The 25,768-nt window shown below is 47.0% G+C and carries 28 protein-coding genes and 1 riboswitch; of the genes, 7 read left to right on the top strand and 21 right to left on the bottom strand.

Annotated elements, in window-relative coordinates:
* Positions 1-33: 33 nt before the first annotated feature.
* The 8 genes from BM271_RS05765 to BM271_RS05730 all read right to left on the bottom strand — a co-directional run bounded on the left by BM271_RS05765 (position 34) and on the right by BM271_RS05730 (position 8,231).
* Positions 34-657 (bottom strand): PALP domain-containing protein, encoded by a 624-nt coding sequence (locus tag BM271_RS05765; protein ID WP_082103699.1) that lies wholly within the window; start codon positions 655-657, stop codon positions 34-36.
* A gap of 82 nt (positions 658-739) precedes the next feature.
* Positions 740-1,645 (bottom strand): AEC family transporter, encoded by a 906-nt coding sequence (locus tag BM271_RS05760; protein ID WP_046791085.1) that lies wholly within the window; start codon positions 1,643-1,645, stop codon positions 740-742.
* A 131-nt stretch (positions 1,646-1,776) separates the two neighbouring features.
* Positions 1,777-3,207, bottom strand: a complete 1,431-nt coding sequence (locus BM271_RS05755; protein ID WP_046791086.1) for an anthrax toxin lethal factor-related metalloendopeptidase — start codon at positions 3,205-3,207, stop codon at positions 1,777-1,779.
* A 233-nt stretch (positions 3,208-3,440) separates the two neighbouring features.
* Positions 3,441-4,376 (bottom strand): CorA family divalent cation transporter, encoded by a 936-nt coding sequence (locus BM271_RS05750; protein WP_046791087.1) that lies wholly within the window; start codon positions 4,374-4,376, stop codon positions 3,441-3,443.
* Positions 4,377-4,505: 129 nt separating this feature from the next.
* Complete coding sequence (locus tag BM271_RS05745) at positions 4,506-5,498, bottom strand: FecCD family ABC transporter permease (protein ID WP_046791088.1); 993 nt, start codon at positions 5,496-5,498, stop codon at positions 4,506-4,508.
* Positions 5,491-6,462, bottom strand: a complete 972-nt coding sequence (locus tag BM271_RS05740) for a FecCD family ABC transporter permease (RefSeq protein ID WP_046791089.1) — start codon at positions 6,460-6,462, stop codon at positions 5,491-5,493. The genes BM271_RS05745 and BM271_RS05740 overlap by 8 nt, the downstream gene beginning before the upstream one ends.
* Positions 6,452-7,267, bottom strand: a complete 816-nt coding sequence (locus tag BM271_RS05735) for an ABC transporter ATP-binding protein (protein WP_046791090.1) — start codon at positions 7,265-7,267, stop codon at positions 6,452-6,454. Before BM271_RS05735 ends, BM271_RS05740 begins: the two co-directional genes overlap by 11 nt.
* 19 nt (positions 7,268-7,286) lie before the next feature.
* The gene (locus BM271_RS05730) at positions 7,287-8,231 is read right to left on the bottom strand and encodes an ABC transporter substrate-binding protein (protein ID WP_046791091.1); all 945 of its coding nucleotides are present in this window, start codon (positions 8,229-8,231) and stop codon (positions 7,287-7,289) included.
* A 113-nt stretch (positions 8,232-8,344) separates the two neighbouring features.
* On the opposite strand from BM271_RS05730, the gene BM271_RS05725 reads away from it, so the two are divergent.
* Entirely contained in the window at positions 8,345-9,358 is a 1,014-nt protein-coding gene (locus BM271_RS05725; RefSeq protein WP_046791092.1) for an NAD(P)/FAD-dependent oxidoreductase, read from the top strand.
* Positions 9,359-9,474: 116 nt separating this feature from the next.
* Here BM271_RS05725 and BM271_RS05720 read toward each other — a convergent pair whose 3' ends face one another.
* Both BM271_RS05720 and BM271_RS05715 read right to left on the bottom strand, forming a co-directional pair.
* Positions 9,475-10,806 carry a sodium-dependent transporter gene (locus BM271_RS05720; RefSeq protein ID WP_046791093.1) on the bottom strand — a complete coding sequence of 444 codons (1,332 nt, stop codon included), beginning with the start codon at positions 10,804-10,806 and terminating at the stop codon, positions 9,475-9,477.
* A 303-nt stretch (positions 10,807-11,109) separates the two neighbouring features.
* A complete protein-coding gene (locus tag BM271_RS05715) occupies positions 11,110-11,625 on the bottom strand; it encodes a thioredoxin domain-containing protein (RefSeq protein WP_046791094.1) in 516 nt (171 codons plus the stop codon).
* 130 nt (positions 11,626-11,755) lie between these two features.
* Positions 11,756-11,855: riboswitch (SAM riboswitch) on the top strand.
* A gap of 87 nt (positions 11,856-11,942) precedes the next feature.
* Between BM271_RS05715 and BM271_RS05710 the strand changes: the two genes are divergently transcribed.
* Positions 11,943-13,238 (top strand): Na+/H+ antiporter NhaC family protein, encoded by a 1,296-nt coding sequence (locus tag BM271_RS05710; protein ID WP_046791095.1) that lies wholly within the window; start codon positions 11,943-11,945, stop codon positions 13,236-13,238.
* A 38-nt stretch (positions 13,239-13,276) separates the two neighbouring features.
* Here BM271_RS05710 and BM271_RS05705 read toward each other — a convergent pair whose 3' ends face one another.
* The 4 genes from BM271_RS05705 to BM271_RS05690 all read right to left on the bottom strand — a co-directional run bounded on the left by BM271_RS05705 (position 13,277) and on the right by BM271_RS05690 (position 17,247).
* On the bottom strand, positions 13,277-13,663 hold the full coding sequence (locus BM271_RS05705; RefSeq protein WP_046791096.1) for a 5-carboxymethyl-2-hydroxymuconate Delta-isomerase: 387 nt from the start codon (positions 13,661-13,663) through the stop codon (positions 13,277-13,279).
* A 124-nt stretch (positions 13,664-13,787) separates the two neighbouring features.
* Positions 13,788-14,954, bottom strand: a complete 1,167-nt coding sequence (locus BM271_RS05700) for a M20 metallopeptidase family protein (RefSeq protein ID WP_046791097.1) — start codon at positions 14,952-14,954, stop codon at positions 13,788-13,790.
* Between the two features lie 21 nt (positions 14,955-14,975).
* The gene (locus BM271_RS05695) at positions 14,976-16,505 is read right to left on the bottom strand and encodes an AbgT family transporter (protein WP_046791098.1); all 1,530 of its coding nucleotides are present in this window, start codon (positions 16,503-16,505) and stop codon (positions 14,976-14,978) included.
* Positions 16,506-16,908: 403 nt separating this feature from the next.
* On the bottom strand, positions 16,909-17,247 hold the full coding sequence (locus BM271_RS05690; protein ID WP_082103700.1) for a LysR substrate-binding domain-containing protein: 339 nt from the start codon (positions 17,245-17,247) through the stop codon (positions 16,909-16,911).
* 179 nt (positions 17,248-17,426) lie between these two features.
* Here BM271_RS05690 and BM271_RS05685 point away from each other — a divergent pair, with 179 nt between their 5' ends.
* The 3 genes from BM271_RS05685 to BM271_RS05675 all read left to right on the top strand — a co-directional run bounded on the left by BM271_RS05685 (position 17,427) and on the right by BM271_RS05675 (position 18,885).
* Positions 17,427-18,149 (top strand): MBL fold metallo-hydrolase, encoded by a 723-nt coding sequence (locus BM271_RS05685; RefSeq protein WP_046791099.1) that lies wholly within the window; start codon positions 17,427-17,429, stop codon positions 18,147-18,149.
* A gap of 129 nt (positions 18,150-18,278) precedes the next feature.
* Entirely contained in the window at positions 18,279-18,500 is a 222-nt protein-coding gene (locus BM271_RS05680; protein WP_046791100.1) for a hypothetical protein, read from the top strand.
* 28 nt (positions 18,501-18,528) lie between these two features.
* Entirely contained in the window at positions 18,529-18,885 is a 357-nt protein-coding gene (locus BM271_RS05675; protein WP_046791101.1) for a hypothetical protein, read from the top strand.
* A gap of 94 nt (positions 18,886-18,979) precedes the next feature.
* Here BM271_RS05675 and BM271_RS05670 read toward each other — a convergent pair whose 3' ends face one another.
* The 6 genes from BM271_RS05670 to BM271_RS05645 all read right to left on the bottom strand — a co-directional run bounded on the left by BM271_RS05670 (position 18,980) and on the right by BM271_RS05645 (position 23,034).
* On the bottom strand, positions 18,980-19,330 hold the full coding sequence (locus BM271_RS05670; RefSeq protein ID WP_046791102.1) for a hypothetical protein: 351 nt from the start codon (positions 19,328-19,330) through the stop codon (positions 18,980-18,982).
* 68 nt (positions 19,331-19,398) lie between these two features.
* Positions 19,399-19,992, bottom strand: coding sequence for an alpha/beta hydrolase (locus BM271_RS05665; RefSeq protein WP_046791103.1), 594 nt, complete (start codon positions 19,990-19,992; stop codon positions 19,399-19,401).
* Between the two features lie 24 nt (positions 19,993-20,016).
* Positions 20,017-20,637, bottom strand: a complete 621-nt coding sequence (locus BM271_RS05660) for a flavin reductase family protein (protein WP_338054660.1) — start codon at positions 20,635-20,637, stop codon at positions 20,017-20,019.
* Position 20,638: 1 nt separating this feature from the next.
* On the bottom strand, positions 20,639-21,532 hold the full coding sequence (locus BM271_RS05655) for a VOC family protein (protein ID WP_046791104.1): 894 nt from the start codon (positions 21,530-21,532) through the stop codon (positions 20,639-20,641).
* A gap of 18 nt (positions 21,533-21,550) precedes the next feature.
* Positions 21,551-22,504 (bottom strand): ring-cleaving dioxygenase MhqE, encoded by a 954-nt coding sequence (gene mhqE, locus BM271_RS05650; RefSeq protein WP_046791105.1) that lies wholly within the window; start codon positions 22,502-22,504, stop codon positions 21,551-21,553.
* An 89-nt stretch (positions 22,505-22,593) separates the two neighbouring features.
* Positions 22,594-23,034 carry a MarR family winged helix-turn-helix transcriptional regulator gene (locus BM271_RS05645; RefSeq protein ID WP_046791106.1) on the bottom strand — a complete coding sequence of 147 codons (441 nt, stop codon included), beginning with the start codon at positions 23,032-23,034 and terminating at the stop codon, positions 22,594-22,596.
* A 198-nt stretch (positions 23,035-23,232) separates the two neighbouring features.
* Between BM271_RS05645 and BM271_RS05640 the strand changes: the two genes are divergently transcribed.
* Together BM271_RS05640 and glnA are read left to right on the top strand one after the other, a co-directional pair.
* The gene (locus BM271_RS05640) at positions 23,233-23,751 is read left to right on the top strand and encodes a VOC family protein (RefSeq protein ID WP_046791107.1); all 519 of its coding nucleotides are present in this window, start codon (positions 23,233-23,235) and stop codon (positions 23,749-23,751) included.
* Between the two features lie 78 nt (positions 23,752-23,829).
* Positions 23,830-25,158 (top strand): type I glutamate--ammonia ligase, encoded by a 1,329-nt coding sequence (gene glnA / locus BM271_RS05635; protein ID WP_046791108.1) that lies wholly within the window; start codon positions 23,830-23,832, stop codon positions 25,156-25,158.
* 64 nt (positions 25,159-25,222) lie between these two features.
* Here glnA and BM271_RS05630 read toward each other — a convergent pair whose 3' ends face one another.
* A complete protein-coding gene (locus BM271_RS05630) occupies positions 25,223-25,753 on the bottom strand; it encodes a GNAT family N-acetyltransferase (RefSeq protein ID WP_046791109.1) in 531 nt (176 codons plus the stop codon).
* Positions 25,754-25,768: the final 15 nt, after the last annotated feature.

Genomic DNA, 25,768 nt, shown 5'->3' with positions numbered 1-25,768 from the left:
TTATTACACCTTCAGGAATGTCTTCTTTTTAATTTAATTCTTTACGACCTTCTCACCCTTCTGCAAAACAGGAGCATCGGCCTCCACTCTATTTGGATACTTGATGCCTGCTCCGGTATTCAACACCACCACTTTATCGGATTCTCTAATCCAGCCCTGCCTGCGCAGTTTTCTTGCGGCAGTGAAGGCGGCCGCACCTTCAGGGCAGACGAAAGCCCCTTCATGTTCCGCCAGTGTCCCGAGTTCTTCCAAAAGATCCGCATCTGCTGCAACGCATTCTTTCCGTGTGATTTCAGGTGCCTCCATCGTCATGCCGATGGAGGCCGTGATACCCGCCTGGGCAGAGTATAATGACCAGGCTGCTCCAGCATTCCCGTTGGTCGGCATGGCAAGCGCTTTGACACCGAGTTCTTTCGCTTTGGAGACACCGACCGCAGCCTCCCCGCGACTTGAATGAACCGGAAGCAATTCATGATAGCGCCATAGATCCGGCGTACGTTTCAAAAGTGCCTTCTTTTTGAATTCACTTTTCAGTTCATCCATCCTGTAGGCCACAAGCAGCGGCGAACCGCACCCGCAAAGCTGGTTGATTTCATCGGTACTATAAGTCTTTTCACATTTCGGACAGTATAAATGAGATACATAACTGTAGTTTATATAAAGCCTCCCGGATTTTGAAATATAATACGCATGCTAATATCCATTAAAACAAATGCCGGAACTTTTGTTCCGGCAGAGCCTACACTCCAATCAGATATAAAAATAGCGGTATGGTCAAAAGGCTCAGCAATGTTGTGACCAGTGTCGAGAATGACACGAGATTCGGTTTCACATTAAATTGCACGGCAAGCATTGTGGAGTTTGCCGCAACCGGCATGGCATTCAGAATGATGAATACCATCTTCATCGTCTCGTCCACCGGCATGAACAACACAAGAACCATCGCCACGACCGGAGAAATTACCATCCGGATGATGACGACCGCATTGATATTCCTCAGTTCGAAATTTTCTTTCTTAATCTGGGCCAGCTGCATACCAAGTATCAGCATGACGACCGGTATCGACGCATTTCCCGTCATCTGGATGATATCCATCAGCTTGTCATCGATTGAAATATCCGCAAGCTGGAACAAGAGACCGGCAGCTGCACCGTATATGACAGGAATCCTGAATATACTGATAACTGCATCTTTCACGGAAATCGTTGCACCGCTCCCGAATGAAGCGATGAATATGCCGACGGTGCTGATGATGAAGCCGTGCAGCACCATCAATACGATCGCATAGTCGAAGGCAACAGCGCCGAGCGCAAACAGCATGACCGGCGCACCGTAGTTGCCGCTGTTGGGAAATAAAGATCCGAGCAGGATGGCCGAAATATCCTCTTTCGTCGATTTCATGAACCAGCCTGCAAGGATGGTGATCCCTATCAATATCACTGTAATGATTATCGAGAATATAAAGAGATACAGATAATCCACCGTCAGCTCATTACGATAGAACGTATCGAAAGTGAGAAGCGGCAACAGTATGTATAATGCCATGGCAGATATCGACTTGATATCCATCTTCAAAAGTTTCTGTGAAATATACCCGATGCCGAAAACCAGAAAGACCGGCAGTACAATCATAATCAGTTCCATGCTGTTCAACTTCCTTCAAAAAATTTAGATGTTCGCTGTATCTCCATGATAGGCGAAATATCCCTATAAAGGTACCCTTTGAACTAAAAAGAAGAAGCTCGACTCCAGTCAAAGCTCCTTCCCTTCAAAATCTATTTTCTTTTTCTCCATAATACGATTGCTGAGACCACGGCCAGAATAACCAGCAGGGCTGAGAGCACGATCATCAGCAGATTATCGTTTGATGCCTCTGCCTGTGCACTGGCTGTTTCAGATTCCGCCTCTGATTCCTCTGCAGATTCTTCAGTCATCTCCTCTTCCGGTGACTCTTCCTCCGTTGATTCCCCGGTCTCCTCTGCCGCCGGTTCCTCAGTCGTCTCTTCCTCCGTTGATGCTTCGTTTGTTTTTTCCTCTGTGGATTCCTCAGAAGATCCTTCCTCGGATGATTCTTCTTCAGCAGCTTTTAATTCATCTTCATTTTCTTCCAGTGCAGAAGCTAATGCGGCTTCCACTTCATCTGCCTGCTGCTGGGTCGTCTCATCGTCTTCAACTACTGCTTTTGCATTTTTCAATGCGGACTGCAGGCTGGGTATACGGTCTGCTTCACTCACCGCTTCCGCTTCTGCAATCACACTTTCCAGCTCGCCTGTATCCACTTCCGGCGCATCGTTTTCAGCTTTCGTCGTCGTTGTGCGGAAGTATGAGGTTAGAAGCGGCTCGCCGGATGAATCCACGGGCCTGATATAATAGTTGTAGCTTGTGGAAGTTTTCAGACCCTCATCTTTGAAACTTGTTTTAGTGGTTTCATCAATTTTTTTATCATTCCTGTAGATTTCATACTTGGCAGCACCTTCCATCTCATCCCATGACATCCTCGCCGTGTTTCCCGTCACTTCTCCGACGGTAACCAGCCTGTTATGGAAATGACTGATGAAATCATATGTCTGCGGGGCGCGGTCTGCCAGCTTGCTGCGGGCCTCACCGCCCAGGTAATACATTGCAAATACTTCAGCAAAATATTCTCCCGGCTCATCAAAGTATTCCGGCACCTGATGGTCGCCGAATAAAGCACTTTTCTCACTGTTCATGATCTGACGGAATTCACCGGATTGGCTCACTGTAAAGCCTGCCGCATAGGAGTTGACCGCGTGTCCATATTCATGCAGCTCCAGATTGATTGTGGAGTGTCCGCTGCCCGGATCACTGTGTCCGATTCTGGCAGCTACGGTATGTCCGCCTGCCCCGGGTACTTCGTCCCACGTCTGCTTGGTATTCTCCCAGCCTCTTGGCACCTGGCCGGAGAGATACTCGAATTCCGGAAGATCGGTAAGAGGCATATCCATAAGTATGATGTTTACCCCGGCACGGTTCGTATGCTGTAATATCCTGTCATCCACCCTGCTTAGCCGGTCGATCATCGCCTGTGCTTCAGCTGAATCATAATTCCCGTCGCTGCTCCGGATTTCCACCATACTGTCCAATGCACTGTTTGCTGATGCCTGTTCTGTGTCCGTTGCAACCAATGAAAGGAAAAGCATCGCCATAATCACAAAGCTGATTTTCCCGAGGGATCTGCCTTCCATAAATATTCCCTTCTTTCTTTTTCGCTTACCCATTTTATATTATTCCCGAACTCAGAAAAAATAGTCTTGCCGAAATAATCTTTAAGCAAACGTATCGTGATTGTAAAGTAAAGTCAATAAATTCAATGTACAATATAAAAGAGGGACAGACCTGAGGCCCCTACCATAATGCATTTATAGATTATATATAAGAACCCATTTTGAGAAAATATTATCTACATAAGATCTCTCCATTACATCCAGCTCTTGTACTTGAAAAATCCAATCATGCTGATACTGATAAGCAGCATAAGACCCAATGACATATAATAGCCTAGTTCCCATTTGAGTTCGGGCATAGTCTCAAAGTTCATACCGTATATCCCCGTGATCAATGTCAGCGGCAGGAATATGGCTGAAATGATAGTCAGTACATTGATGATCCTGTTCATCCGGAACGTATTATAGGAAATATAATTATCCTTTAACTCATCTATCATTTCTTCAGAGAATTGGATGATTAATTTCTGTCTGTCAATTTTAGTGTTGATTTTGTTTAAAATCCCTTCGCTTCTTGGACTGTTAAATATATCATCCTGTTCTTTAAATTTCTCTGCCAGCTCTTCCATCGGAATGATCACACGCTTAACACGGAATACTTTCTTTTTTATATCAAACATCCTGGCAGGAATATCCTTATCTTTCTTTTCATCTGCATGTTTTTCCTCAAAAGATATTACTTCATCCTCTATATCATGCACGATGGCAAAATACTGTTCTACCGTAGTCAGTAGGATATGGAGTGCGATATCAATTTCCAGATCATCCTGCTTATCTTTTATAATTTCTGCAATATCGATAAAGTCATCGAGCACACCGTTATGGAACGTGATGATTATATCTTTCATCACGCATATATTGATCGCATGGGCTTCAAGCGTCTCCTTATCGATGGCATGGCATATCAACAGCTTATACCCATTGTAATTATGGTATGCAGGACGATAATTTTTAACCACTTCATCTTCGAATGTGATGTCACCGAAGTCGAAGTCGGACAACAGCTGGTCTTCATCATCAAAACTGTCGTAGTCATACCATGTAAATGTTGTATCCTCCGGTACCTTGTCACCTTCAGTCACTTTTTCAATGTCATTATTTTTAGATATGTACTGAATCGAAAGGCTCATATTATCACCTCATTGTTTCTAATACCCCGATTTGCAGTTATAAAGCTGAAAAACGGCAGTGAAACGATAAAGTTTCCTGCCGCTTTTTGAATCCCATTTATTTTTCACTCGACTTTACAGATTCACTGTCTATACCCTGCCTGCCTTAAGGAGCAGCCACACGAAGTATGGTCCGCCGATCAGCGACACGACGATGCCTGCCGGAATGATCATCGGCTCCAGTACAAGCTTGCCCAGAAGATCTGCCGTAGTAAGCAGCAGAGCTCCCATGACGGTGGAGGCGAAGAAAAGCATTTTCATATTCTGGCCGAACATCATCCGCGAAATATGCGGTGCAATCAGGCCGATGAAGCTGATCGCGCCGCATACACTGACCGCCAGACTGGAGAGCATTGCCGCGAACACGATGAGGATGATCTTTTCCCGGTTTACGTTCATGCCGAATCCGATAAGCATCTCGTCATCCAGGTTGAGCATGCCCATCTCGCGGATTCTGGAGTAGACGAATACCATTATGATCAGAATGTAGGGAACCGAAATCCAGACGAATGCCCAGGTATCCCCCCATATATTTCCGGCGAAATAGCGATTGAGCATTTCCATCTGTTCTGTATCGAACATGGAAGTGAATACATATACGAAACCAGTGACGCCCATCGCCGTCGCAATACCGATCAGGATGAATATATTACTTTTGAATTCCCCGCTCATGAAGGACAGGGAGAAAATGATGAGTACAGTGAGCAGTCCGCCGATAAAGCTCATAATCGGCAGTGCATACAGATGCTGGCTCATCGAACCGCTTATAAATGTGATGAACAGGACGACACCGAAGCCGCTTCCCGCATTCACACCGATGATTCCGGGATCGGCCAGGGCATTCCTCGAAATGGCCTGGAGGATCAGCCCGCTGATTGCGAGCGCGGCGCCGCAGACCAGAGTGATGATGATTCTCGGCATTCTGAAATCGAAGAAGACCGTCATTACATTTTCACCCGCCCGGCCTGTCACGAGGCTCACTAGATCCTCGAAAGTGAGGTTGAATGTGCCTGTCACAAGACTTGCGATGACCACAGTGATGAGCAGGATGACTGCAATGGTAAGTTTATAGGCATTACGCATACTGGCCACCTCTCTTCTTGATGATATAGATGAAGAAAGGCAGACCGATCATCGCAATGACTGCGTTTACCGGCGCTTCGTTGAACACTCTGGCGAACATGTCCGACAGTGCAAAGATGATTGCACCGAAGAGCCCTGTGTAAATGATTGTATATTTGTGCATGTTGCCATATATCATTTTGACGATATGCGGTACAAGAAGGCCCAGGAATACGACGTTTCCAACCATCGCAACCGCTATGCTTGCCAGCATTACAGCAATGACGAGCGTCAGCCATTTGTACAACCCGCGGTTCTGCCCGAGGGATACCGCCATTTCGTCACCGAACAAAAGCACATCCAGTTCTTTTGCCATGAAATAAAGACCGATGACGAGCACAATCGCCAATGGCGCGACAATCGCCAGATTCCCCATCGATTGGCCGCTGGCACCACCGGCTGTAAAGAACGTCATGTATTGGCCCAGGTCATTTGTAATCACCAGAAAATCGGTAATGGCATACAGGAATAAAGATATGCCCGCCCCTGCAAGTATCAGATGCAGCGGTGACCTGGAACGCGTAACCGACAGTATGACCAGCCCGACAAGCATTCCGCCTGCGAATCCGCTCAGCATTATGGACACGAAAGATAAGGTCGGTATCAGCAACGCAGCCAGTATGATCGCGAGATTTGCGCCGGCGTTTATTCCAAGGATACTTGGTTCACTCAAGTCATTATGTGTAACGGACTGGAGCACCAGCCCGGCGATGCTGATCATAAAACCGGCAACCAGTGCGGCAAGTACGCGCGGCATGCGGATTTCATAGAGTATCTGATGGGTCTTGTCCGTCATATCCAGATTGGTAATGACGCTCCACACCTCGCCGAAGGCATAATGGCTTGCACCAAACATCATTGCGAGGATGAATGAAATAAGAACGCCCATCACAATGATGGGCAGTGTATACCACCTACGATCCATATTTTACACCTTTCACCGTTTCACAGAACAGATCATAATCTGCAAGAATCGGCTTTTTAGTGATTGGATCGATAGATATTTTTCCATTTATGTTGAAGACGTCATTCAGGATCTCGTTGGTCAGGACTTCTGCCGGATGCCCGCTCGTAATGATGTCACCATCCTTCATCACTACCAGATTGTCCGAGTACTTGATTGCATGGTTGATATCATGCAGCACCATGACCACCGTCTGATGCGACTGCTCATTAAGCTCCTTGACGATATTCAGTGTTTCAAGCTGATGATGGATGTCGAGATATGTCGTCGGTTCGTCGAGAAGCAGCACATCGGCTCCCTGGGCAAGCAGGAGACTGATCCATACCCGCTGCGCCTGGCCGCCTGAGAGTTCGCTCATCATTCGCCTGCGGAATTCATCTGCCCCTGTTTCAGCCATTGCCCAGTTGATGATTTCTATATCCTGTTCTTTCAGGCTCTGGAATCTTTTCAAGTGCGGATATCTGCTGAAGCTGACCAGATCTTCGACTCTGACATCATACTGCAGTTTATTCCGCTGGGACAGTATGCTGATTTTCTTCGCCACTTCCTTCGACTTCATCTGGCGGATGTTCATATCATTGATATAGACCCCGCCCTCTTTTGCAGAAATGATACGGGATATCGTCTTGAGCATCGTGGACTTGCCGCAGCCGTTCGGGCCGATGATCGTAGTCACCTTGCCCTCCATCAGTTCCATGTTTATATTATGCAGAATTTCTCTGTCATTCAGTTCCACTGTTATATCTTTAAGTGCTACACTCGTCATTTTTAGACACCTGCCTGAATTATTTCGTTAACAACGCATCGACCAGGAAATCCTTCTGGTGTTCGAGGGAGTATGGATCGTTGTAGTAGAAGCTCGGTGAATCAAATTCGATCACCCTGCCGTTCTTCACTGCATCGAGATTCTGCCATACCGCCGTATCTTTATAAGCATTATCCGCTCCGCCGTCACCGGTTCCGACGAACATGAAGTCGCCTGCATACTTTTCTATCTCTTCAGCAGAAATGCTCTTCCAGCCGGTCTCCACCACTTCATTCTGTATTTCCTCAGGAACTTCAAGCCCGAGTCCCTGGTAAAGGATCTCTGTGCCGCGTCCCCAGTTTGTACCATATACATATATATCTTTTGCGTATTGTTCCATTACTGTCGCGGAAGCATCTTCACCAACCGCTTCCTCTACTTTTTTCTTATCTTCGGCGAGCTCGGCTTCAAAACCTTCAACCCACTCTTTGGCTTCCTCTTCCTTGCCTACGATTCTGCCCATTTCCTCATGGATGTCCAGATAATTCCATTTTTCATACTCTACCGGTATTGTCGGCGCAATCGCTTTCAGCTTATCCAGATTTTCATCTGTCGAGAAAGTGATGATCAGATCGGGATCCAGGTTCATCACCTGCTCCACGTTGCCGACTTCAAGCAATTCCACATTACCATCTTCAGCCAGCGGCTTCAATACTTCGCTGCCTTCAACATCGTTTGAAACGCCCGCAACATTCGCATCAAGGTGCATCAGATTGCCGAAATAGCTTGATGCCAGAACGACGATGCGCTGAGGATCCTCCGGTATTTCAATCTCTTCCCCTGCATCCGTAGTATAAGGGACCATTTCCGCATCTTCGCCTGAAGTACCGCCGGAGCCTTCATCAGTTTCCGTTTCCTCTGTATTTCCACACGCTGCAAGAACCAGCGCCATCATTGCTGCAATCAGCCATATGTACTTTTTCATTTTCCCATTTCCTCTTCCCTTGTGTAATAATTTTATTTCTCATTGATAATCATTATCATTGATTATATAATAAAGGAGAAATCACTCAATTTCAACAGAAAAGAGGATGGAGCATGAAAATTTCTGATACGCTGATTATCGGCGGCGGCCCTGCGGGTCTTTACGCGAGCTTCTATGCCGGACTCCGGGGTATGAGTGTCCAGATCATTGAACATCATCCCGAACTCGGCGGCAAACTCAATATCTATCCGGAAAAGATAATCTGGGACATCGGTGGCATTCCGCCTGCCCCGGCTTCAGATATAAAGAATAACATGGTTGAGCAGGCAAAGACGTTCAATCCTGAAATATACGTGTCAACCACATGTGAGACGATCACCAGACATGACGACCATTTCGAGACGATCACGGATAATGGAACATTTTACAGCAGGACCATCATCATCGCATCCGGCCGCGGCATTTTCACCCCGACCAGGCTGGAGATCGAAGGCGCAGATAAATTCGAAATGTCCAACCTCCACTATACAGTCAAACGTTTCGCCCGCTTCAAGGACCGGCATGTGCTCATCTCCGGCGGCGGCAATACCGCCATCGACTGGGCGGCCGAGATTGCAGAGATTGCCGCGAGCGTCACGATGGTATGCCGGAGCGACGCAATGCGGGGCCACGAGGCAATGGTCGGGGAACTGCATAAGAAGGACATCGATATCCAGTTCAACAAATGCATCGATCATCTGACACCGAACGAAGAAGGCAATGCGATAGAATACGTCGTACTGGATGACGGCAGCCAGGTTGCAGTCGACGATGTGCTCGTCAGCCACGGCTATGAATCCAACTGTGCATTTTTGGAAGCCATGGAAGACGAATTCGATTTCAACGAATACCAGATGCTGAAAACAGAGCACATGGTCAACACGCCTGTGCCCGGCATCTATGCATGCGGAGACCAGGTCGAATACGACAACAAAGTCAGGCTCATCGCCGGCTGCTTCACAGAAGCCGCACAGGCAGCCAACCATGCAAAGCTGTTCCTCGATGAAGATGCACTTGCAGAGGGCATGGTGTCTTCACATAACGAAGTGTTTGCAGAGAAGAATAAAGAACTCATGAAGAAGATGTAGTTTGATCAGAAGGCGCCGGGGGGCGCCTTTTTTTAATTTGTATATGGATACTTTGAACTATAACCCGATTAATGAACAGTTAATAAAAACCAGGACTTTCGTCCTGGCATCTTTTCCTATATCAGAGCTGTTATGAATACGAACAGTATGATCACGGGCAGCATATACCTGATGATGAACACCCATGTTCTGAATATCAGTCCCTGTTTTACATTGAGGGCTTCCGACACTCTGTCCAGATCGACTTTCCAGCCGAGGAACAGTGTTGCAAGCAGTGCGCCGAGCGGCATGAATATGTTCGACACGAGCATATCCATAGTATCGAAAATGGATCTTGAGAAGATTTCCACATCCGCCAGCACACTCATCGACAATGTACTCGGTACACCCAGAAGGAATATCAGTGCAGCGAATATCCATGTCGCTTTGTTACGTTTCTCCTGACGTCCCTTGATCACGTTGCTGACGTTGATCTCGATCATCGAGATGGATGAAGTGAGTGTCGCGAACAGGAACAACAATATGAATAATAGGTAGAACCATGCACCGCCTGTAATCTCAGCGAACACTTTCGGCAATATGATGAACAGGAGGCCGGGACCCTGCGCCTCGTCCTGCATCCCGAATGAGGCGACTGCCGGAAATACGGCGAGTCCTGCAAAAATCGTGATGATGATTGTCGTAATGACGATATAGACTGCGCTGTGCGGCAGATTGACGTCGTCTTTGACGTATGACGCATAAGTGAGCATTCCCATTGCACCGATGGACAATGCGAAGAATGACTGTCCGAGCGCGAACAGGATCGCTTCACTTGTAATGGCGCTGAAGTCCGGCATGAGGAGGAACTCCACACCTTCCATCGCGCCCGGCAGCGTCAGGCTTCTCGCAATCAGCAGGATGAAAGTCAGGAACAGGAGCGGCATCATGATTTTAGATGCACGTTCTATCCCTTTTTCAATGCCGCCTGTAACGATCCATGCCGTAATGATCATGAATGCAGCCTGACCTGAAACGACCATCCATGGTGTGCCCGTCACCGCTTCAAATAATCCCGTCTGTGTGACATCAGCCATATTAAAGAGATTGCCGACCGCCAGAACGAAATAGACCATTATCCAGCCGCCGATGACGCTGTAAAAACTGAGCAGTATGAACGCAGCGATATTACCGAGCAGGCCGATCAGACCATATGCCCGTTTGCCGCCCAAAAATTTGAATGTTTCAATGGATGGCCTTTTCCCCAGCCGTCCAAGCGTAAATTCCACCATCAGCATCGGAAGACCGACCAGCAGTGTAAACACTAAAAAGATGAGAAGAAATGCGCCCCCGCCGAACTGGGCGACCATATAAGGGAACTTCCATACCGCGCCGAGACCGACCGCCGATCCTGCTGCAGCCAGTATGAACCCTAACCTGGAACCCCACTGTACCTGTTGCTCTTTCATTATGTGAACCACCTTACCTGTCATTTTCATTCCAATAAAAAAAGCCATCCGGACTGACCGGACAGCTTTGGTAAAGTGTGCCATCCGTCAGAGCAGATGGCCGATTCCAATTCCTCAGCCACCGCAAGTACAAACCTTGAAGACCTGTACTTACGATGTGTAAATACAAGTCTACCTACGATAGCTATACCAGATGTTGCTGTTAATGGTGCGGAACATGGGAATCATCCTTCGGAAATATTAGAATGTCCTCATTTTACTTACATGTGAATTACTTGTCAAACATCAGATTGTTCAGATATTTCATCCTCTCACTGCCTCGATGAGTTCTTTTTCAATTGATGTCGGCCCGCCTTTCAGATTGAACTTGAAGGGCTCACCATTTATGAATACTGTCGGGATGCCCCCGATTCCCCGCTCCTGTGCTTCCTGTGTAATGGCGAGACTGAGGTTCATTGTGCGGGACTGTTCTTCGAGTCCGTACTCTTCCTCCATTTTTTTCATGATGAATCTGCTGTCAGTGGATGCCCACTCTTTTTGGTTCTCAAACATTTCCTTCATGATATTGTATGCTTTTTCCGGGTTCGAGTAATCCAGATACAGATTGGCGATTGTCCCGTGAAGCAGTCCGACTTTCGGCTTATCAAAGTGTTTGATGGTGTAGCTCACCATGCCCTGATCCGTGAGTGGAACCAGCACTCTGTCTGCCGCCTTGAAAAAATTAACACTGTAGGGGCATGCCATATTGACGAATGCCTCTACTTTCACCGGTGCATCCAATGTGCCCAGATGCATTGCTCCCAATTTTTCTTCAGTCATGAATCGTCCCTCCACTATCTTTATATTTAATCAAAGTATAGGGATTTCAGAGCGGATAAGTAAAGATTCATGCTTCACTATTGACATCGATGATTTCACGCGTTAAAGTGAATGAACTAATAAAACATTACTCTTATCCAGAGAGGTGGAGGGACTGGCCCTTTGAAGCCTCGGCAACAGCTCAATATGAGCCAGTGCCAATTCCAGTAGCTGCGGCTAGAAGATGAGAAGAGATACAGTCTGTCTATGGCCTCTTCTATAATCTGAAGAGGTCTTTTTATATTTCCGGCCCGAAAAATTTTAAAAGGAGCGTTATCATGAGAACAGAACAATCCAAAGGGAATCCTGTTGCCCTGCTTCCATTATTAGTCTTCGTCCTGTTATTTATCGGTACAGGCATCATTACGGGGGATTTCACAGCAATGCCGATTCCCGTGGCACTCATCATAGCCATCATAGTCGCCTTGTGCATCAACCCAAAAGAACGGCTGAATGAAAAAGTCGGCATCATCACGCGCGGCGCCGGGAAAGAGAATATCATGCTCATGGTGCTCATCTTCCTGCTGGCCGGGGCATTTTCAAGCGTCGCCGAAGGCATGGGCGCCGTCGATTCCACAGTGAACCTCGGACTGGCACTGCTGCCAAGCAGTCTGCTGCTTGTCGGACTGTTCATCGTCTGCTGCTTCATCTCCATCTCCATGGGGACATCGACGGGAACGGTCGTTGCCCTTGCACCCATCGCTGTGGGCATTGCCGATCAGACAGAAATCGGCCTGGCGCTGGCGCTCGCCACTGTCATCGGCGGTGCTATGTTCGGCGACAACCTGTCGGTGATTTCCGACACGACGATCGTTGCAACACAATCACAGGAAGTCAGGATGGTGGATAAATTCAAAACGAACTTCTTCATCATACTGCCCGGCGCGATTGCGACAGCGGTCATCCTCTATTTCATTTCCACCGGTTTTTCTACTAATGTTTCCGAAGGGTTGGAATACGACCTGATCAAAGTCATCCCGTATCTTGCGGTACTCGTCATTGCGCTTCTCGGTGTCAATGTCCTGACAGTGCTGACCGGCGGGACGGTACTTGCCGGAATCATCGGCTTTATAGACGGCTCATATAACTTTGTATCGTTTACCGGTGCAGCTGGCGAAGGAATAGCAGGCATGATGGAAATTTCAATCATCGCAATCCTGATCGGCGGCATGATCGGCCTGATTGAACACTATGGCGGCATAGATTATCTGATCCATTTCATTACAAGCCGCATCCGTTCCAGGAAAGGTGCTGAATTCGGCATTGCCTCACTGGTCAGTGCGACGGATGTCAGCACAGCCAATAACACGATTTCAATCATCATCACCGGACCGCTGGCGAGGGATATTGCGGACGAGTATGGTGTGGACCGGAGAAAGTCTGCGAGTATACTGGATATTTTCGCAGCTGCTTTCCAGGGTCTCATCCCGTACGGCGGCCAGATGCTGGCGGCGGCTGGACTCGCGGCCATTTCACCAGTTGCGATCCTGCCATATTCCATTTATCCGTTCATGCTGCTCATCTGCGGTATCATCGCGATACTCATCGGATTCCCAAGAAAACTGAATGCATAAACGAAACACTCCGCGGCCGGGCCGCGGAGTGTTTTCATCTACTCGGAATCATATCTCCCATGAATATTACTGTGTTTGTATGTCTCATTTTGGAATTCACACAATTCCATTGATAACGCAATATACCTTTTTTCGAAAATATGCACAAAGTGTCCTTTGATCGTCTGGAACAGATCGTCGCACACCGCTTTTTTCTGTTCTTCAGTCCGTCCGGGTGCCATCTTCAGCGTGACATGGACGAATGCATCATCTTCCGTACGGTCCGCAACAAGATAATCTTCAAGTACGAACGGCCGCGAGCTGAGCCCGCCGGCCGGTATGATATCAGAATGGCTGAGCAGTGTTTTATTCGCTTTTTCCAAAAGCTCATGAATATCGGCTTCATTTTTGATATTATCCGTGTATTCTATATATAGATGCGGCATGGAACCCCTCCTGAGTGGTGCTTATCAGTATGATTTTCCCGATACAGACCACCATAAACGCATCCTGCGGATCCAAAAAGAATCCCTCCCCGATCACTTATCGGATCGGGGAAGGATTCTTTTATTATTCCGTCATACCCAGCGCGACATATACCATCATCTTCACTCCATCGATGAAGCCGTCCTCATCCATGCCGAATTTCGGATGATGATGCGGATATTCCATGTCTTTGTCTTTATTCCTCACGCCGATCCAGGCATAAGTCGCGGGCACGAGTCTTGAAAATGCGGAGAAATCCTCACCGCCCATTGCGAGCGGGTATTCGAATACTTTATCGCCGAATTTATCAACGGCGATCTCTCTCACTTTATCCGTCTTTTCCTCGTCATTAACAACGGCGGCATAGCCGAACTGGAAATTGAAATCATATGTCGCGCCGTACATCTCGCACACGCTTTTTACTGCCTGCTCCATCTTTTCTTTCACCAGCAGTCTCGTATCATCATTGATGGTACGGACGCTGCCTGATAATTCGGCAGTATCCGGAATGATGTTCTTCGCGCTTCCAGCATGGAAGTTCGTCGTAGAAATGACGACAGAGTCAAGCGGTGATGTAATCCGGGAAACGATCGCCTGGAACTGGTTGATGATCTGCGTTCCGATGATTACCGGATCCACCGTCAGTTCCGGCTGGGAAGCATGGCCGCCGCTGCCCTGGATGATCAGTTCGAATCCATCTGAGTTTGAAGTGATCGGACCGTTTTTGATACCGATCTTACCTGTCGGAATCGGGGTGAACAGATGCTGGCCGTATACAAAATCCAGATCATCGAATAATCCGGTGGCGACCATCTCCTGCGCCCCGCCCGGAATCAATTCCTCCGCATGCTGGAAGATCAGATACACTTCACCGTGAAGTGTATCTGTATTTTGGGTAAGCACTTTTGCTGCACCGAGCAGTATGGAAGTGTGACCGTCATGTCCGCATGCATGCATTTTCCCCGGGATCTCTGAAACGAAATCAATGTCACTGCGTTCTTCACTGACCGGAAGTGCATCGATATCTGCACGCAGGCCGATCTTTTTACCCGGGTGTGCGCCTTTGATTATACCAAGTACACTCGTTGGCGTCGGACGGCTTATTTCCACGCCGTCAAGCTTCTTCAATTCATCTTCTATAAATTGGCTTGTCCAATGTTCTTCGAATGAAAGTTCAGGATGTCTGTGCAGCGTCCTTCTCCATTCGAAAACCTCGGACATCACATTTTCAATTTGTTTTTCAATACTCATTTTTAATATGCCTCCATTAATTTATTCCGGCAGATAGATGGGTCCATCGATGCCGAGAGGGATTCCAAGCAGGTACCATACGATCAACAGTACCGTCCATGCAAAGAATAGTACAATCGAATATGGCAGCAGTGTGGACAGCAGCGTTCCCAGCCCGGCATTCTTATCATAGCGCTGTGCAAATGCAAGCAGCAGCGGGAGATAGGGCAGCATCGGTGTGATCGGGTTCGTGAATGAATCACCGATACGGTAGAGCATCTGCGTAAATGCCGGATCATAGCCGAGCAGCATGAACATCGGTACGAATACCGGTGCCAATATCGCCCATTTTGCTGATGCACTGCCGATCAGCAGGTTGATAAGTCCCGCGAGCAGGATGAAGCCGATGATAAGCGGAATCCCGGATGCATTAACAGCTTCAAGGGCATTCGCACCCTTGATGGCTATTATAGGACCGAGGTTGCTCCAGCTGAAATATGCGAGCATCTGTGCAGCAAAGAATACGAGGACGACATAACTGCCCATCGTACCCATCGCATCACCCAGCATGCTTCCAAAATCTTTCGTCGATTTTATCGTTCCCACCTTCAGTCCATAGACAAGACCTGGAACGAAGAAAAGGATTGTCAGGATGAAGATGATCGAGTTCATGAACGGTGAATCCTGTATAATCGAGCCGGTCTCTGCATTCCGGAAAATCGCATTCTCCGGGATCAGGAACACCATGAAAACGATGAAAGTCAGAACAGCGGATATGTTCGCCCATCTGAGTGCTTTGATTTCTTCCTTCTTCAGCGGTTCATGGTCAGCCGTTTCCGCTCCTTCATATGTACCGAGACGGGGCACTGTAATCTTCTTCGTCACAAAGTAGACGATGAAAAGCAGAAAGAACGTCGCAACTACCGTGAAGTAATAGTTCATCAGAATGCTGCCCGTATATTCCGGGTCGATCAGCTGGGCGGCAGGCTCTGTAAATGCGATTGCCAGCGCTTCCGTCATCCCCGGGATGACATTCGCCGCAAATGCGCCCAGAGAAGCGGCATACGCCATGACCAGTCCGACGAACGGATGATAGCCGAGCTTCATGACGACCATTGCCGCAAGCGGCGGCAGGATGATCGGTGCAGCGTCACCCGCCACGTTGCCAATGATTCCAACCAGTATGATTGCCGGCAGGATGAGTTTCTGAGGTGCCACTTCAATGGCACGTTTCATTGCTGTTTCAAAGTACCCGGATTTTTCAGCAATCCCGATACCGATCATAACCACCAGCACCATGCCGAGTGGAGGGAACTCACTGAAGTTCGTGATTGCTTCGGTGAAGATACGCACGATCCCTTCCCCGTTGAGCAGGTTCACAGCCTGGATCGTTTCACCGTCCGCCGGGTTGACCGCTTCCCATTTCAGCATCCCGCCGATGAAGGAAGCACCGAGAATCGTGAACATTAAGATGATGAATAAAACTATAGGATCCGGGAGTTTATTCCCCACTCTCTCGATGACATCCAGGAAACGATTGAATATCCCTTTCTTTTCTTTATGATTCGCCATAGGCACCTTCCCCTTGTTTCAATTTTCTAATTATTAGCCTATTATTTCAAACAACAAGTGAAAGCACAAGGTATATTTCTAAACTATTATTAAAAAAATAAAGAGATTATTTCGGAGTTGTCACGGGAGAAATAATCTTTATTTTAAGTTGTTCACAAAAAAGTCTCCTAATTACACAGTTCCGCTGTAAAAGGAGACTTGCCGTCATTTTTATGCACTCTTGAATTTTTTAATGGTTTCAACGAGCTTTTCCAATATGTCTGTTCTGCTGGAATTTTTATGCCAGATGAAACCCGTTGAGATATTACTGTAGTGTCCAGGGAGGTCATAACTGTAGAGGGCCCTGTTTCAAGCAGTCCGGAAACACTCGATTTAGGTACGAGGCTTACGTCAAGTCCTGCTTTTACGCTGCCGAGTATCGTTTCCATGATCCCGAATTCCTTGATTCTTTTTTCTCTATTCCCGCGTCAAGCAACCATTCTTCCAGTTTGGCTCTGTAGCTGCACCCTTCTTTGAAAACGGGCATCGGTTTCTCCTTCAGATCTGCGGCTGTAATTTTCGGTGCATTCGAGACCAGCACCAGTGTTTCCATTAAAATTTCCAGCTTATCGATTTTCGGATGGTGACCGAAATCCGCTACAAAGGCACAGTCAATATCCTTGTTTACAATCTGTCCTACGATGTTCTTTGTCATGCCCATGGAACCTGCTCCAACAACAATTACATCATAATGGCTATTCATGTTACCTTCCCTTCCGTTTTAAATGTTAATCAAATCATATTCCATGAGTGCATCTAATGTAAAATTACTATGCCAGATGGAAGGCATCTCAATTTGAGATGGCAAGGGGATGTACAAATTTTACAGCCTGCTAATATCAGCTGTGATAAAATGTATAAAAACAGCGAAGGAGGCTTCCAATGCTCACTCAAATCTCTCCCCATGTCTACATCCTCCCTTTCGACGAAGAACGGGACCGGCCGAATCTCGGCTATATCCATGGAAAAAATTACAGCATGCTTATCGATGCCGGCAACTCCCCTGCCCATCTGCAGAAGATGCTTCAGGAAATAGAGGAAGCGGGGCTCCCTGCACCCAAAATCGCACTCATCACCCACTGGCACTGGGACCATACTTTTGCGATGCATGTTTTTGACGGTCTGACCATTGCCCATAAAAATACGAATGATATTCTGGACACTCTTACACGATGGGAATGGACAGAGGAAGCCATGGCAGAACGTCTCCGTACCGGGGAGGAATGCGAATTCTGTGATACGCATATTAAAGTGGAATATGATGACATAACACAGATCAAAGTCGTCCAGGCAGATATCGAGTTCGAAGACACAATCTCATTCAATTTGGGAAACGTCACCGTGGAAGTGGCACCGATAACCAATCCCCATTCAGATGACGGTGTTGTCGCCTATGTCAAAGAAGACAGGATTTTATTTGCCGGAGATGCCGATACAGGAGATTTTTATAAACTAAGCGGTGGATATGACCCGAAGCGATTCCATCATTACATCAGCGAGGTCGACAAGATCGGTTATGAAACATACATCCACGGGCATCTCGATCCGATGACGCGTGCAGAGACTGCTGCACTGCGCCGGAAAATCACTGAGGAGGAGCTGTAAAAATATATTCAGCCGAATACCTCTGAATTATCTCCCCTGTGAAACATCGATATCTTTTTGAAATCAGCCCTCCTTATGCTACACTCGGCACCATACATATTTCACTGCAAAACGGGAGCGATCATTTCAATGAACTCAATCAGTCAACTATTAACTGAGAACATTAAACTTGCACTGCTTCTCATAGGGATTGTCCATTTGATATCCATCATCGTAATGGTATTGATGCAGCATCATTTCCACACTGAGGAGATAAATCTTCTGATAAGAGGCGCAGTCGCAAGGGATGAAAATTACGAGCTTGTGATTCACAATGAACTGACAAAAGCGTACAGTTTTAGAATCAAATAATAAAATATAGGTACAAGAGGTGCTTAAAGTGTACAGCTATCTGATGTTACTTTCTTTTTTTGCCTTTATAATTTACGTCAATACGATTCAAACTTCTAACAGCATATCAGCATTCATAATTTTTATGATTGTTGTAATTGTATTGGGTCTTTTGGAAAAACAGCAGCAGAAGAAAAAACGAATGAATCTTCAGGAAAGATTTTTAAAAGGGAGTATTCAGTTGCTTTTTATCGCATTGATATGTATTATTCCGACTTTTATATACGAAAATCCATTCCCTGACCTTACCGATCCTCAGTTTTTAATCATTTTCGCAGTCGCTGTGCTGGGTAGCATTGCAGCCAGTGCGGTGCAATATATGTTCACCAAAGAAGATTCCGGATAAAGAAAAAGCGGAGGCCGAAATTTTCGGCCTCCGCTTTCATATATATTATCATCTTCATTACCGTTGTCCGTTCCTGACCATTTCCGCGCCTTGTTTATTTCCTGCGGAATGTTTCTACAAAGCTCAATGTGTTCAGACCAAAGAATTTAAGTGCATTTTTGCTGCCTTCATAGCCGTGTCCTGCTTTATAGTGTTTGAAGATCGCCACACCCAGTACAGCATTGATCATCAATGTTCCGATTCTGGTGAATGTTTTACCCAGGAATGAAGCAAACAGGAATACTGAACCGATCGTCTCAAGATATCCTGCAATCTTCATCTGCTTGCTGTCCACCTTGAATTCTTTTTCAAACTCTTCCCCCATCTGTCCCTCATTCTTCACTTTGGCAAGACCGCCATCGATCATACCTTTTCCGATATAAGCATTTAGTAAATATTGAATCATATTAAAAATCTCCTTTTTTTATGAATAAATTCCCTGTTTCCATTTGGCTCATCTTTTCCCTGTCGATTTTATTTGTTCAGCCAGTTTTTCGCTTCCAGAGCGACTTCCTGTGTCAGGCTGTGTCCGTTCACCCAGGCAGTCGTGACATCTGCGCCTCTTTCTCTGAACAGATTGATGACTCTTTCGCTTTCAGACTCCGGTACGATCGGATCGCCCTTGCCGAGCGACAGGAATACTTCCACATCGCTGAAGTCATGATTTTCTTCAATGTCTGCTGGATACAGCGGCGCGAATAGTGCCGCCTTTTTGAATGTCTCCGGTTGTTGGAGCATCATCTGTATCGCAATATTCGAGCCGTTTGAGAATCCGACAAATACGACATCTTCCAGTTTGAAATCATGCTCTTTTGATTTTTCCACGATGAACTCATACAGTTCTTTTCCGCGGAAATCAAGGTCTTCCCAGTCATACTGACCTTCACCGTGACGTTTGAAGTAACGGTTCATGCCGTTTTCCTGCACGTTGCCTCTGATGCCCAAAACATTATATTCAGGATTGAGCAGTTCCGCAAGGGGAACCAGATCCGTTTCTGTACCGCCTGTACCGTGAAGCAGTACAAATACCGGCGCACCTTTTTTCTTTTCATTATAAATATGTTCCATCAATCATCCGCTCCATTCATTGAATTATTCCGGCCGTTCCACTGTAAACATTGTGCCCAATTCAGCATAGTCGTTTCCTGCAAGTCTGCTGACTGCGCCGAGTTTCAGCGGATCGATATAACCGTCTTTATAAATTGTTTCATTTATATGATAGTGTTTCACTTTTAACAATAAGACATCCGTTGTGGGCATCCCTTCATCATTATGGATGACGATTGAGTCATAGAGTTCCGTTTCAAATCTCACTTTGGCCTCTTTCACTCCCGGAACTTTGACCGCTTTCGAATCTGTTGCCGTGAAGCCTGATATATCAAGCTCACTTTCATCCGGACCGAGGGGTGCCGAAGTGAGGTTCGCCGCTGCCACATTATCCCTGTCCACTACGTGGATGACCGCTTCTTTATTCTCAAATACATTTCTTGCGGTATCCTTGCTCCGCCCATCCAAGCGCTGCACTGCGACCGAGAGCATCGGCGGATCATAGGTGACAATGTTGAAATAGCTGAATGGGGCCACATTGACAACACCTGTGCCCGACACTGTTGAAACAAGCGCAATCGGCCTTGGTATTACGGTCCCGATCAGGAATTTCTTCTTCTCCTTGGCAGTCAGTTCCTGCGGGGAGAAGTTCAGCATCCTGTCCATGCTATATATCCAGTTCCGGCAGGGATTTTTCGTATTCCGGTCTTCTATGTTCATACTGCTCCGGCAATTTCAATGAGGAACCAAGTGATTCCATGTCTTCATCCAGATCGAATCCCGGACCGTCCGTTGCGAACTCGAATACGACATTACCCTTTTCTCCAAGATAGATGGATTCGAAGTAGCTTCTGTCTTTGACTACAGTGACCCCGTAGCCTTCTTCTCGCAGAACGGCCTGCCATTCTTTCAGTGTATCCTTGTCCGGTACCGACCAGGCGATGTGGTGGACCGTTCCGATGCCGAACCTGCCTGCCGGCTGCGGTGGAATGGCTGTGATGATATGATGCTTTTCCGCGCCTGTGGTTTCAAAGTGATGGTTCCTGTCCTCTATATCGATTGGCTTCAATCCCATCTGGCCGGTAAGCAGCTCTTTCGTACCTTCCGGATTGCCGGACAGCAGTACTGCACCGTGGAATCCGAGGATCTGATCGACATCCGACGCTTCCTCACCTTCGACGATCGCCAGCTCAAGTCCGTGTATATCATCGAACTCAATCGTCTCTTTGCCGAAGAGCCGGGTCGTTTCCATTTCGATGTCCTGTGTCCTGAGACGCTCTTTCCAGAAACTCAGATTGCCCTTCGGCACTCTGAAAGCGATTCTGCCGACCTGGCCGCTGCCCTTTCTTCCGTGATTATCATTCGACCATGGGAAGAAAGTGATGACCGTCCCCGGCGTCGCGTCATTATCTGCGAAATACAGGTGATACACACCCGGGTCGTCAAAGTTGACCGTCTGTTTGACCAGTCTGAGTCCCAGGACATCTCTGTAAAATCTCAGATTTTCATTCGGGTCCCCGACGATTGCTGTTATATGGTGGATCCTTTTGATTGCTTCCATATTATTGCCCCCTGATTATTATGAGCGCTTCGTATCAAACGGACGGATCTGCGCTTCAATATATTCACGTTTCGGCTCGAGGAATGGCGGAAGCGCCAGGCTTTCACCCAGTGTTTCGTAAGGTTCATCATCCATGAATCCAGGACCGTCAGTCGATACCTCAATCAGAATATGGCCGACACGTGTATAGAGCGCCTCAAAGTAGAAACGGTCCACATTTCCTGAATGCCCCATGCCGACTTCATCATATTTTGCTTCCCATTCTTTGATTGCGTCATGGTCTTTCACCCTGAATGATACATGGTGGACCTGGCCGTAACCCTGGCGCCCTGCCGTTGTTGCATCATTTCTCAGGATGACCTGGCCACCGTTTCCGCCTTCGCCCACTTCAAAGAGTGTGACCTCCTGCTCTTCGATTACCGGTTTCATGCCGAAAATATCAGTGAGCACTTTTTTGAAATCTTCATAGTAGCTGACTGTGATTTCAACCGGCCCCAGGCCGTATATCGCCTTATCTTCAGGAACCGGTCCGTTTTTCCACGGTTTACCTGGTGCCACACCTGTGTTGTTTTCATCTGAGAACAGCTGGTATCTCTGGCCGTCAGACTCTTCGAAAGGCAGGACTTTCTTGCCAAACAGTTCCTGGATGCCCTCGTGCTTCACACCGAATTCTTCAAAACGTTCCTTATAGTATTCAAGGGCTGCATCGTCGGGTACTCTGAGTCCGGTTCTGGAAATCGAGTTCGTCCCCGGAGCACCTTTAGGATTGTTGGGGAAGTCGAAAAATGTCATATCTGTTCCCGGTGAACCGACATCATCTGCGAAGAACGTATGGTAGGTATGGATATCGTCCTGGTTGACCGTCTTCTTGACCAGTCTCATGCCAAGCACTTCCGTAAAGAATTCATAGTTCCTCATTGCGTTATCCGTCATTGCCGTAACGTGGTGGATTCCAAGCAGTTCAGTTGCCATCCTTAAAAACTCCTTCGTATTTTTCGTCATTTATCTTGAATTCAAGATAATTAATATTTTAAAACTCGTGCCCTGTTACGACACAAGCATCATTTCAATAAACTTTCCGCGTGTATGCCGATGCGTTTGAGGAGGTTGATTGCATCTTCGACTTCATCATCGTCCCACTCATCAAAGATGTTGTTGATCAATGATTCCTGTTCCCCGACACGGGTATCCATGTATTTCCTACCCTCGTCCGTGATGCAGGCAAACATTTTCCGGCGGTCTTCTGCGCATGGTTCTCTGTATAAAAAACCTTTGTCCTCGAGCTTGTCTATCACATAAGTGATGCTGCCTCCGCCCATGAGCACCCTTTTTCCGATCGACTGGATCGGCTGGTCGCCTTTATGGTACAGCAGTTCCATTACCGCGTATTCATTCAGGTTGATTTCTTTCTTCAAAAAGTCCTGTTTGATCAGTTTCTGAACCGACTGAGATGATTTTATAAATACGGTGAACGCCTTGATGCGCGGATCCTTCTCTTCCATGTCTGCACCTCCTCGATATTGCTTAAAATTAATTATATTAAATTTGATATAATTAAATCTGAAGTAATTATATAACACGAGCTTACAAAATGCAAGTGCGTAATTTGAATTTTTCCCAGTGCGTACCCGGAAGCATTATCGGCAGGGAAAACGGGAACAGTAAATATATAAGCTTTTAGATATTGGGAGCTGAATAGGATGAGTATTGTAAGAGGCATGAATCATATCGGACTGACTGTCCCCGATATAGAATCTGCAACGGATTTCTTCAAAAAAGGACTGGATGCGAAAGTGGCCTACGACAGTCAGACTCTGGATGACCCGCCGAGAGGCGGCCCTGAAGTCGAGCGGTTCCTTGGAATCCCCGAAGGTTCTGAAATCGTGAAGAAACGGATGATTGTCATCGGCAGAGGGCCGAACATCGAAATGTTCCAGTTTGAAAACACTGAATCTGCACATCCGCCTAACCTCGAAGATTACGGGTACACTCATCTGTCTTTCTATACTGATGATATAGAATCGGCATTTGAAAAGTTGAAATCCGCGGGCGGCCGGCCCCTCTCGGAAATTCATGAGAATACGAGATATGAGGACACAGAAGGCAACGGGACCGTTTATTTTAAAACACCGTGGGACAGCATGATTGAGCTGCAGACCATTCCGAATGGATACTACTATCCTGAAGACAGTGAATCGGAAGTGTTTGTCCCGGAATAAGCCATCCATATGCGTTTTGCATTTAACTGACGGGGAATACACAACTATATATTAGAATTTTAGGAGTGTGCTTAATTGATGGATGAATATTCGAGAGAGGATATTTTGAGAATCGCAGAAGATGAGAACGTCAGATATATAAGACTTCAGTTTACAGATATTCTGGGAACCATTAAAAATGTGGAAATACCGATCAAACAACTTGGGAAGGCCCTGGATGGCGAGATAATGTTCGATGGTTCCTCGATTGAAGGATTCGCCCGTGTGGAGGAATCGGACATGTTCCTCAAGCCTGATATGGATACCTGGCTCATTTTCCCATGGTCATCGGACGATGCTAGAATCGGCCGGCTGATTTGTGATATATACGATATCGACGGCAAGCCATTCTCCGGTGACCCCCGTTCCAATCTGAAAAGGGTGGTCCGTGAGATGCAGGATATGGGCTATGATGAACTGCAGCTTGGTCCGGAACCTGAGTTCTTCCTCTTTAAATTGGACAAAGACGGCGGTGCGACTACGGAACTCAGTGACAGCGGCGGTTATTTCGATCTGCAGCCGATTGATTTCGGGGAAGACTGCCGCAGGGATATTACACTTACACTTGAAGATATGGGCTTCGAAGTCGAAATGTCCCACCACGAAGGTGCACCCAGCCAGCACGAAATCAGCTTCAAATACAGTGACGCGGTCACTGCTTCCGATAACATTCAGACATTCAAATTGGTAGCCAAAACCATCGCGAGGAAGCATAATCTCCATGCGACATTCATGCCAAAACCACTTTACGGCATTCCCGGCAATGGGATGCACTATAATGTTTCATTGTTCAAAGACGGAAATAATGTATTCTATGACGAAAATGATGAATTCGGGCTCAGCCCGTGCATGAGATATTTCATGGCAGGTGTACTGAGTCATGCCAGAGGATTCACGGCGATATGCAACCCACTTGTCAATTCCTATAAAAGGCTGCAGTCCGGCTTCGAGGCGCCGAAATATATCGCGTGGAGCGGCAGCAACCGTTCACCGCTTCTCAGGATTCCGCCTTCCCGCGGTAAAGCGACGCGTGCAGAAGTGAGATCCCTCGACCCCGCAGCAAACCCTTACCTTGCCGCCGCAGCAATTTTGAAATCCGGTCTGACCGGCATTAAAAATAAACTGGAACTCGACAATCCGGTCAATGAAAACATCTATGAAATGAGCGAGAGACAAAAGGAAAGTGTAGAAGACCTCCCTTCGACACTTTATACTGCCCTAAAAGCAATGAAGGCAGACGACGTCGTCAGGGAAGCTCTCGGGGAGCACATTTTCAAACAGTTCCATGAGAATAAAAGCATCGAATGGAACATGTACAGCTCCCAGGTTACTGATTGGGAACTTAACGAGTACCTGGGTCAATACTAAACTGGATACAGAGGTGAAACAGGGGGAATGCAAATTCCGATATGCTCCCCCTGTTTTTATATTTCTATCCTGAAAATGCTTCTGAATATCTTACAGTCCCCTCGACGCCGTCCAATCCGCCGTCAGTCAGTTCAACCGCCATGAATGCTTCATCAGGAACATCGAACGGAGGCTTGATATTCCAGCGGCTCGCCGGCCTGAAACCGAATCTTGGATAATATTTATCGTGTCCCAGTACAATCACCGATTCATATCCCATCTCCTCCGCCCTCTTCAACGCAGTTACAATCATCTGGCTGCCAATTCCTTTATTCTGATAGGACGGAGCAACGGAGATCGGGGCGAGCGCAAGTGAACTGGCGGATACCCCGTTTTCTTCAACCATGATTTTCGAAAGCAGTATGTGTCCTACTACTGAATCTTTCTCCAGTGCAACCAGAGACAATCCCGGTATAAAAGCCTCCGTTTTCCTGATTTTGTTCACCGGATGATGCTCATCGGAATCATTTCTGTCCCTGCTCGTAAACGCAGTTCTTACCACATCTTCAATTTCTTTAATGTCTTCCCGGCTTTCTGGTCTTATTTCAATCTGCATATGTTCTCCCCGTTT

The organism is Salinicoccus halodurans, from assembly GCF_900114445.1.
Lineage (GTDB): Bacteria > Bacillota > Bacilli > Staphylococcales > Salinicoccaceae > Salinicoccus > Salinicoccus halodurans.
This window is presented reverse-complemented; position numbering and strand designations above follow the sequence as displayed.

Coding starts and splice junctions, on each gene's coding strand:
- BM271_RS05760 (WP_046791085.1), bottom strand. CDS start 1,645: ATGGAACTGATTATGATTGTACTGCCGGTCTTTCTGGTTTTCGGCATC.
- BM271_RS05755 (WP_046791086.1), bottom strand. CDS start 3,207: ATGGAAGGCAGATCCCTCGGGAAAATCAGCTTTGTGATTATGGCGATG.
- BM271_RS05750 (WP_046791087.1), bottom strand. CDS start 4,376: ATGAGCCTTTCGATTCAGTACATATCTAAAAATAATGACATTGAAAAA.
- BM271_RS05745 (WP_046791088.1), bottom strand. CDS start 5,498: ATGCGTAATGCCTATAAACTTACCATTGCAGTCATCCTGCTCATCACT.
- BM271_RS05740 (WP_046791089.1), bottom strand. CDS start 6,462: ATGGATCGTAGGTGGTATACACTGCCCATCATTGTGATGGGCGTTCTT.
- BM271_RS05735 (WP_046791090.1), bottom strand. CDS start 7,267: ATGACGAGTGTAGCACTTAAAGATATAACAGTGGAACTGAATGACAGA.
- BM271_RS05730 (WP_046791091.1), bottom strand. CDS start 8,231: ATGAAAAAGTACATATGGCTGATTGCAGCAATGATGGCGCTGGTTCTT.
- BM271_RS05725 (WP_046791092.1), top strand. CDS start 8,345: ATGAAAATTTCTGATACGCTGATTATCGGCGGCGGCCCTGCGGGTCTT.
- BM271_RS05720 (WP_046791093.1), bottom strand. CDS start 10,806: ATGAAAGAGCAACAGGTACAGTGGGGTTCCAGGTTAGGGTTCATACTG.
- BM271_RS05715 (WP_046791094.1), bottom strand. CDS start 11,625: ATGACTGAAGAAAAATTGGGAGCAATGCATCTGGGCACATTGGATGCA.
- BM271_RS05710 (WP_046791095.1), top strand. CDS start 11,943: ATGAGAACAGAACAATCCAAAGGGAATCCTGTTGCCCTGCTTCCATTA.
- BM271_RS05705 (WP_046791096.1), bottom strand. CDS start 13,663: ATGCCGCATCTATATATAGAATACACGGATAATATCAAAAATGAAGCC.
- BM271_RS05700 (WP_046791097.1), bottom strand. CDS start 14,954: ATGAGTATTGAAAAACAAATTGAAAATGTGATGTCCGAGGTTTTCGAA.
- BM271_RS05695 (WP_046791098.1), bottom strand. CDS start 16,505: ATGGCGAATCATAAAGAAAAGAAAGGGATATTCAATCGTTTCCTGGAT.
- BM271_RS05690 (WP_082103700.1), bottom strand. CDS start 17,247: ATGAATAGCCATTATGATGTAATTGTTGTTGGAGCAGGTTCCATGGGC.
- BM271_RS05685 (WP_046791099.1), top strand. CDS start 17,427: ATGCTCACTCAAATCTCTCCCCATGTCTACATCCTCCCTTTCGACGAA.
- BM271_RS05680 (WP_046791100.1), top strand. CDS start 18,279: ATGAACTCAATCAGTCAACTATTAACTGAGAACATTAAACTTGCACTG.
- BM271_RS05670 (WP_046791102.1), bottom strand. CDS start 19,330: ATGATTCAATATTTACTAAATGCTTATATCGGAAAAGGTATGATCGAT.
- BM271_RS05665 (WP_046791103.1), bottom strand. CDS start 19,992: ATGGAACATATTTATAATGAAAAGAAAAAAGGTGCGCCGGTATTTGTA.
- BM271_RS05660 (WP_338054660.1), bottom strand. CDS start 20,637: ATGGACAGGATGCTGAACTTCTCCCCGCAGGAACTGACTGCCAAGGAG.
- BM271_RS05655 (WP_046791104.1), bottom strand. CDS start 21,532: ATGGAAGCAATCAAAAGGATCCACCATATAACAGCAATCGTCGGGGAC.
- mhqE (WP_046791105.1), bottom strand. CDS start 22,504: ATGGCAACTGAACTGCTTGGAATCCACCACGTTACGGCAATGACGGAT.
- BM271_RS05645 (WP_046791106.1), bottom strand. CDS start 23,034: ATGGAAGAGAAGGATCCGCGCATCAAGGCGTTCACCGTATTTATAAAA.
- BM271_RS05640 (WP_046791107.1), top strand. CDS start 23,233: ATGAGTATTGTAAGAGGCATGAATCATATCGGACTGACTGTCCCCGAT.
- glnA (WP_046791108.1), top strand. CDS start 23,830: ATGGATGAATATTCGAGAGAGGATATTTTGAGAATCGCAGAAGATGAG.
- BM271_RS05630 (WP_046791109.1), bottom strand. CDS start 25,753: ATGCAGATTGAAATAAGACCAGAAAGCCGGGAAGACATTAAAGAAATT.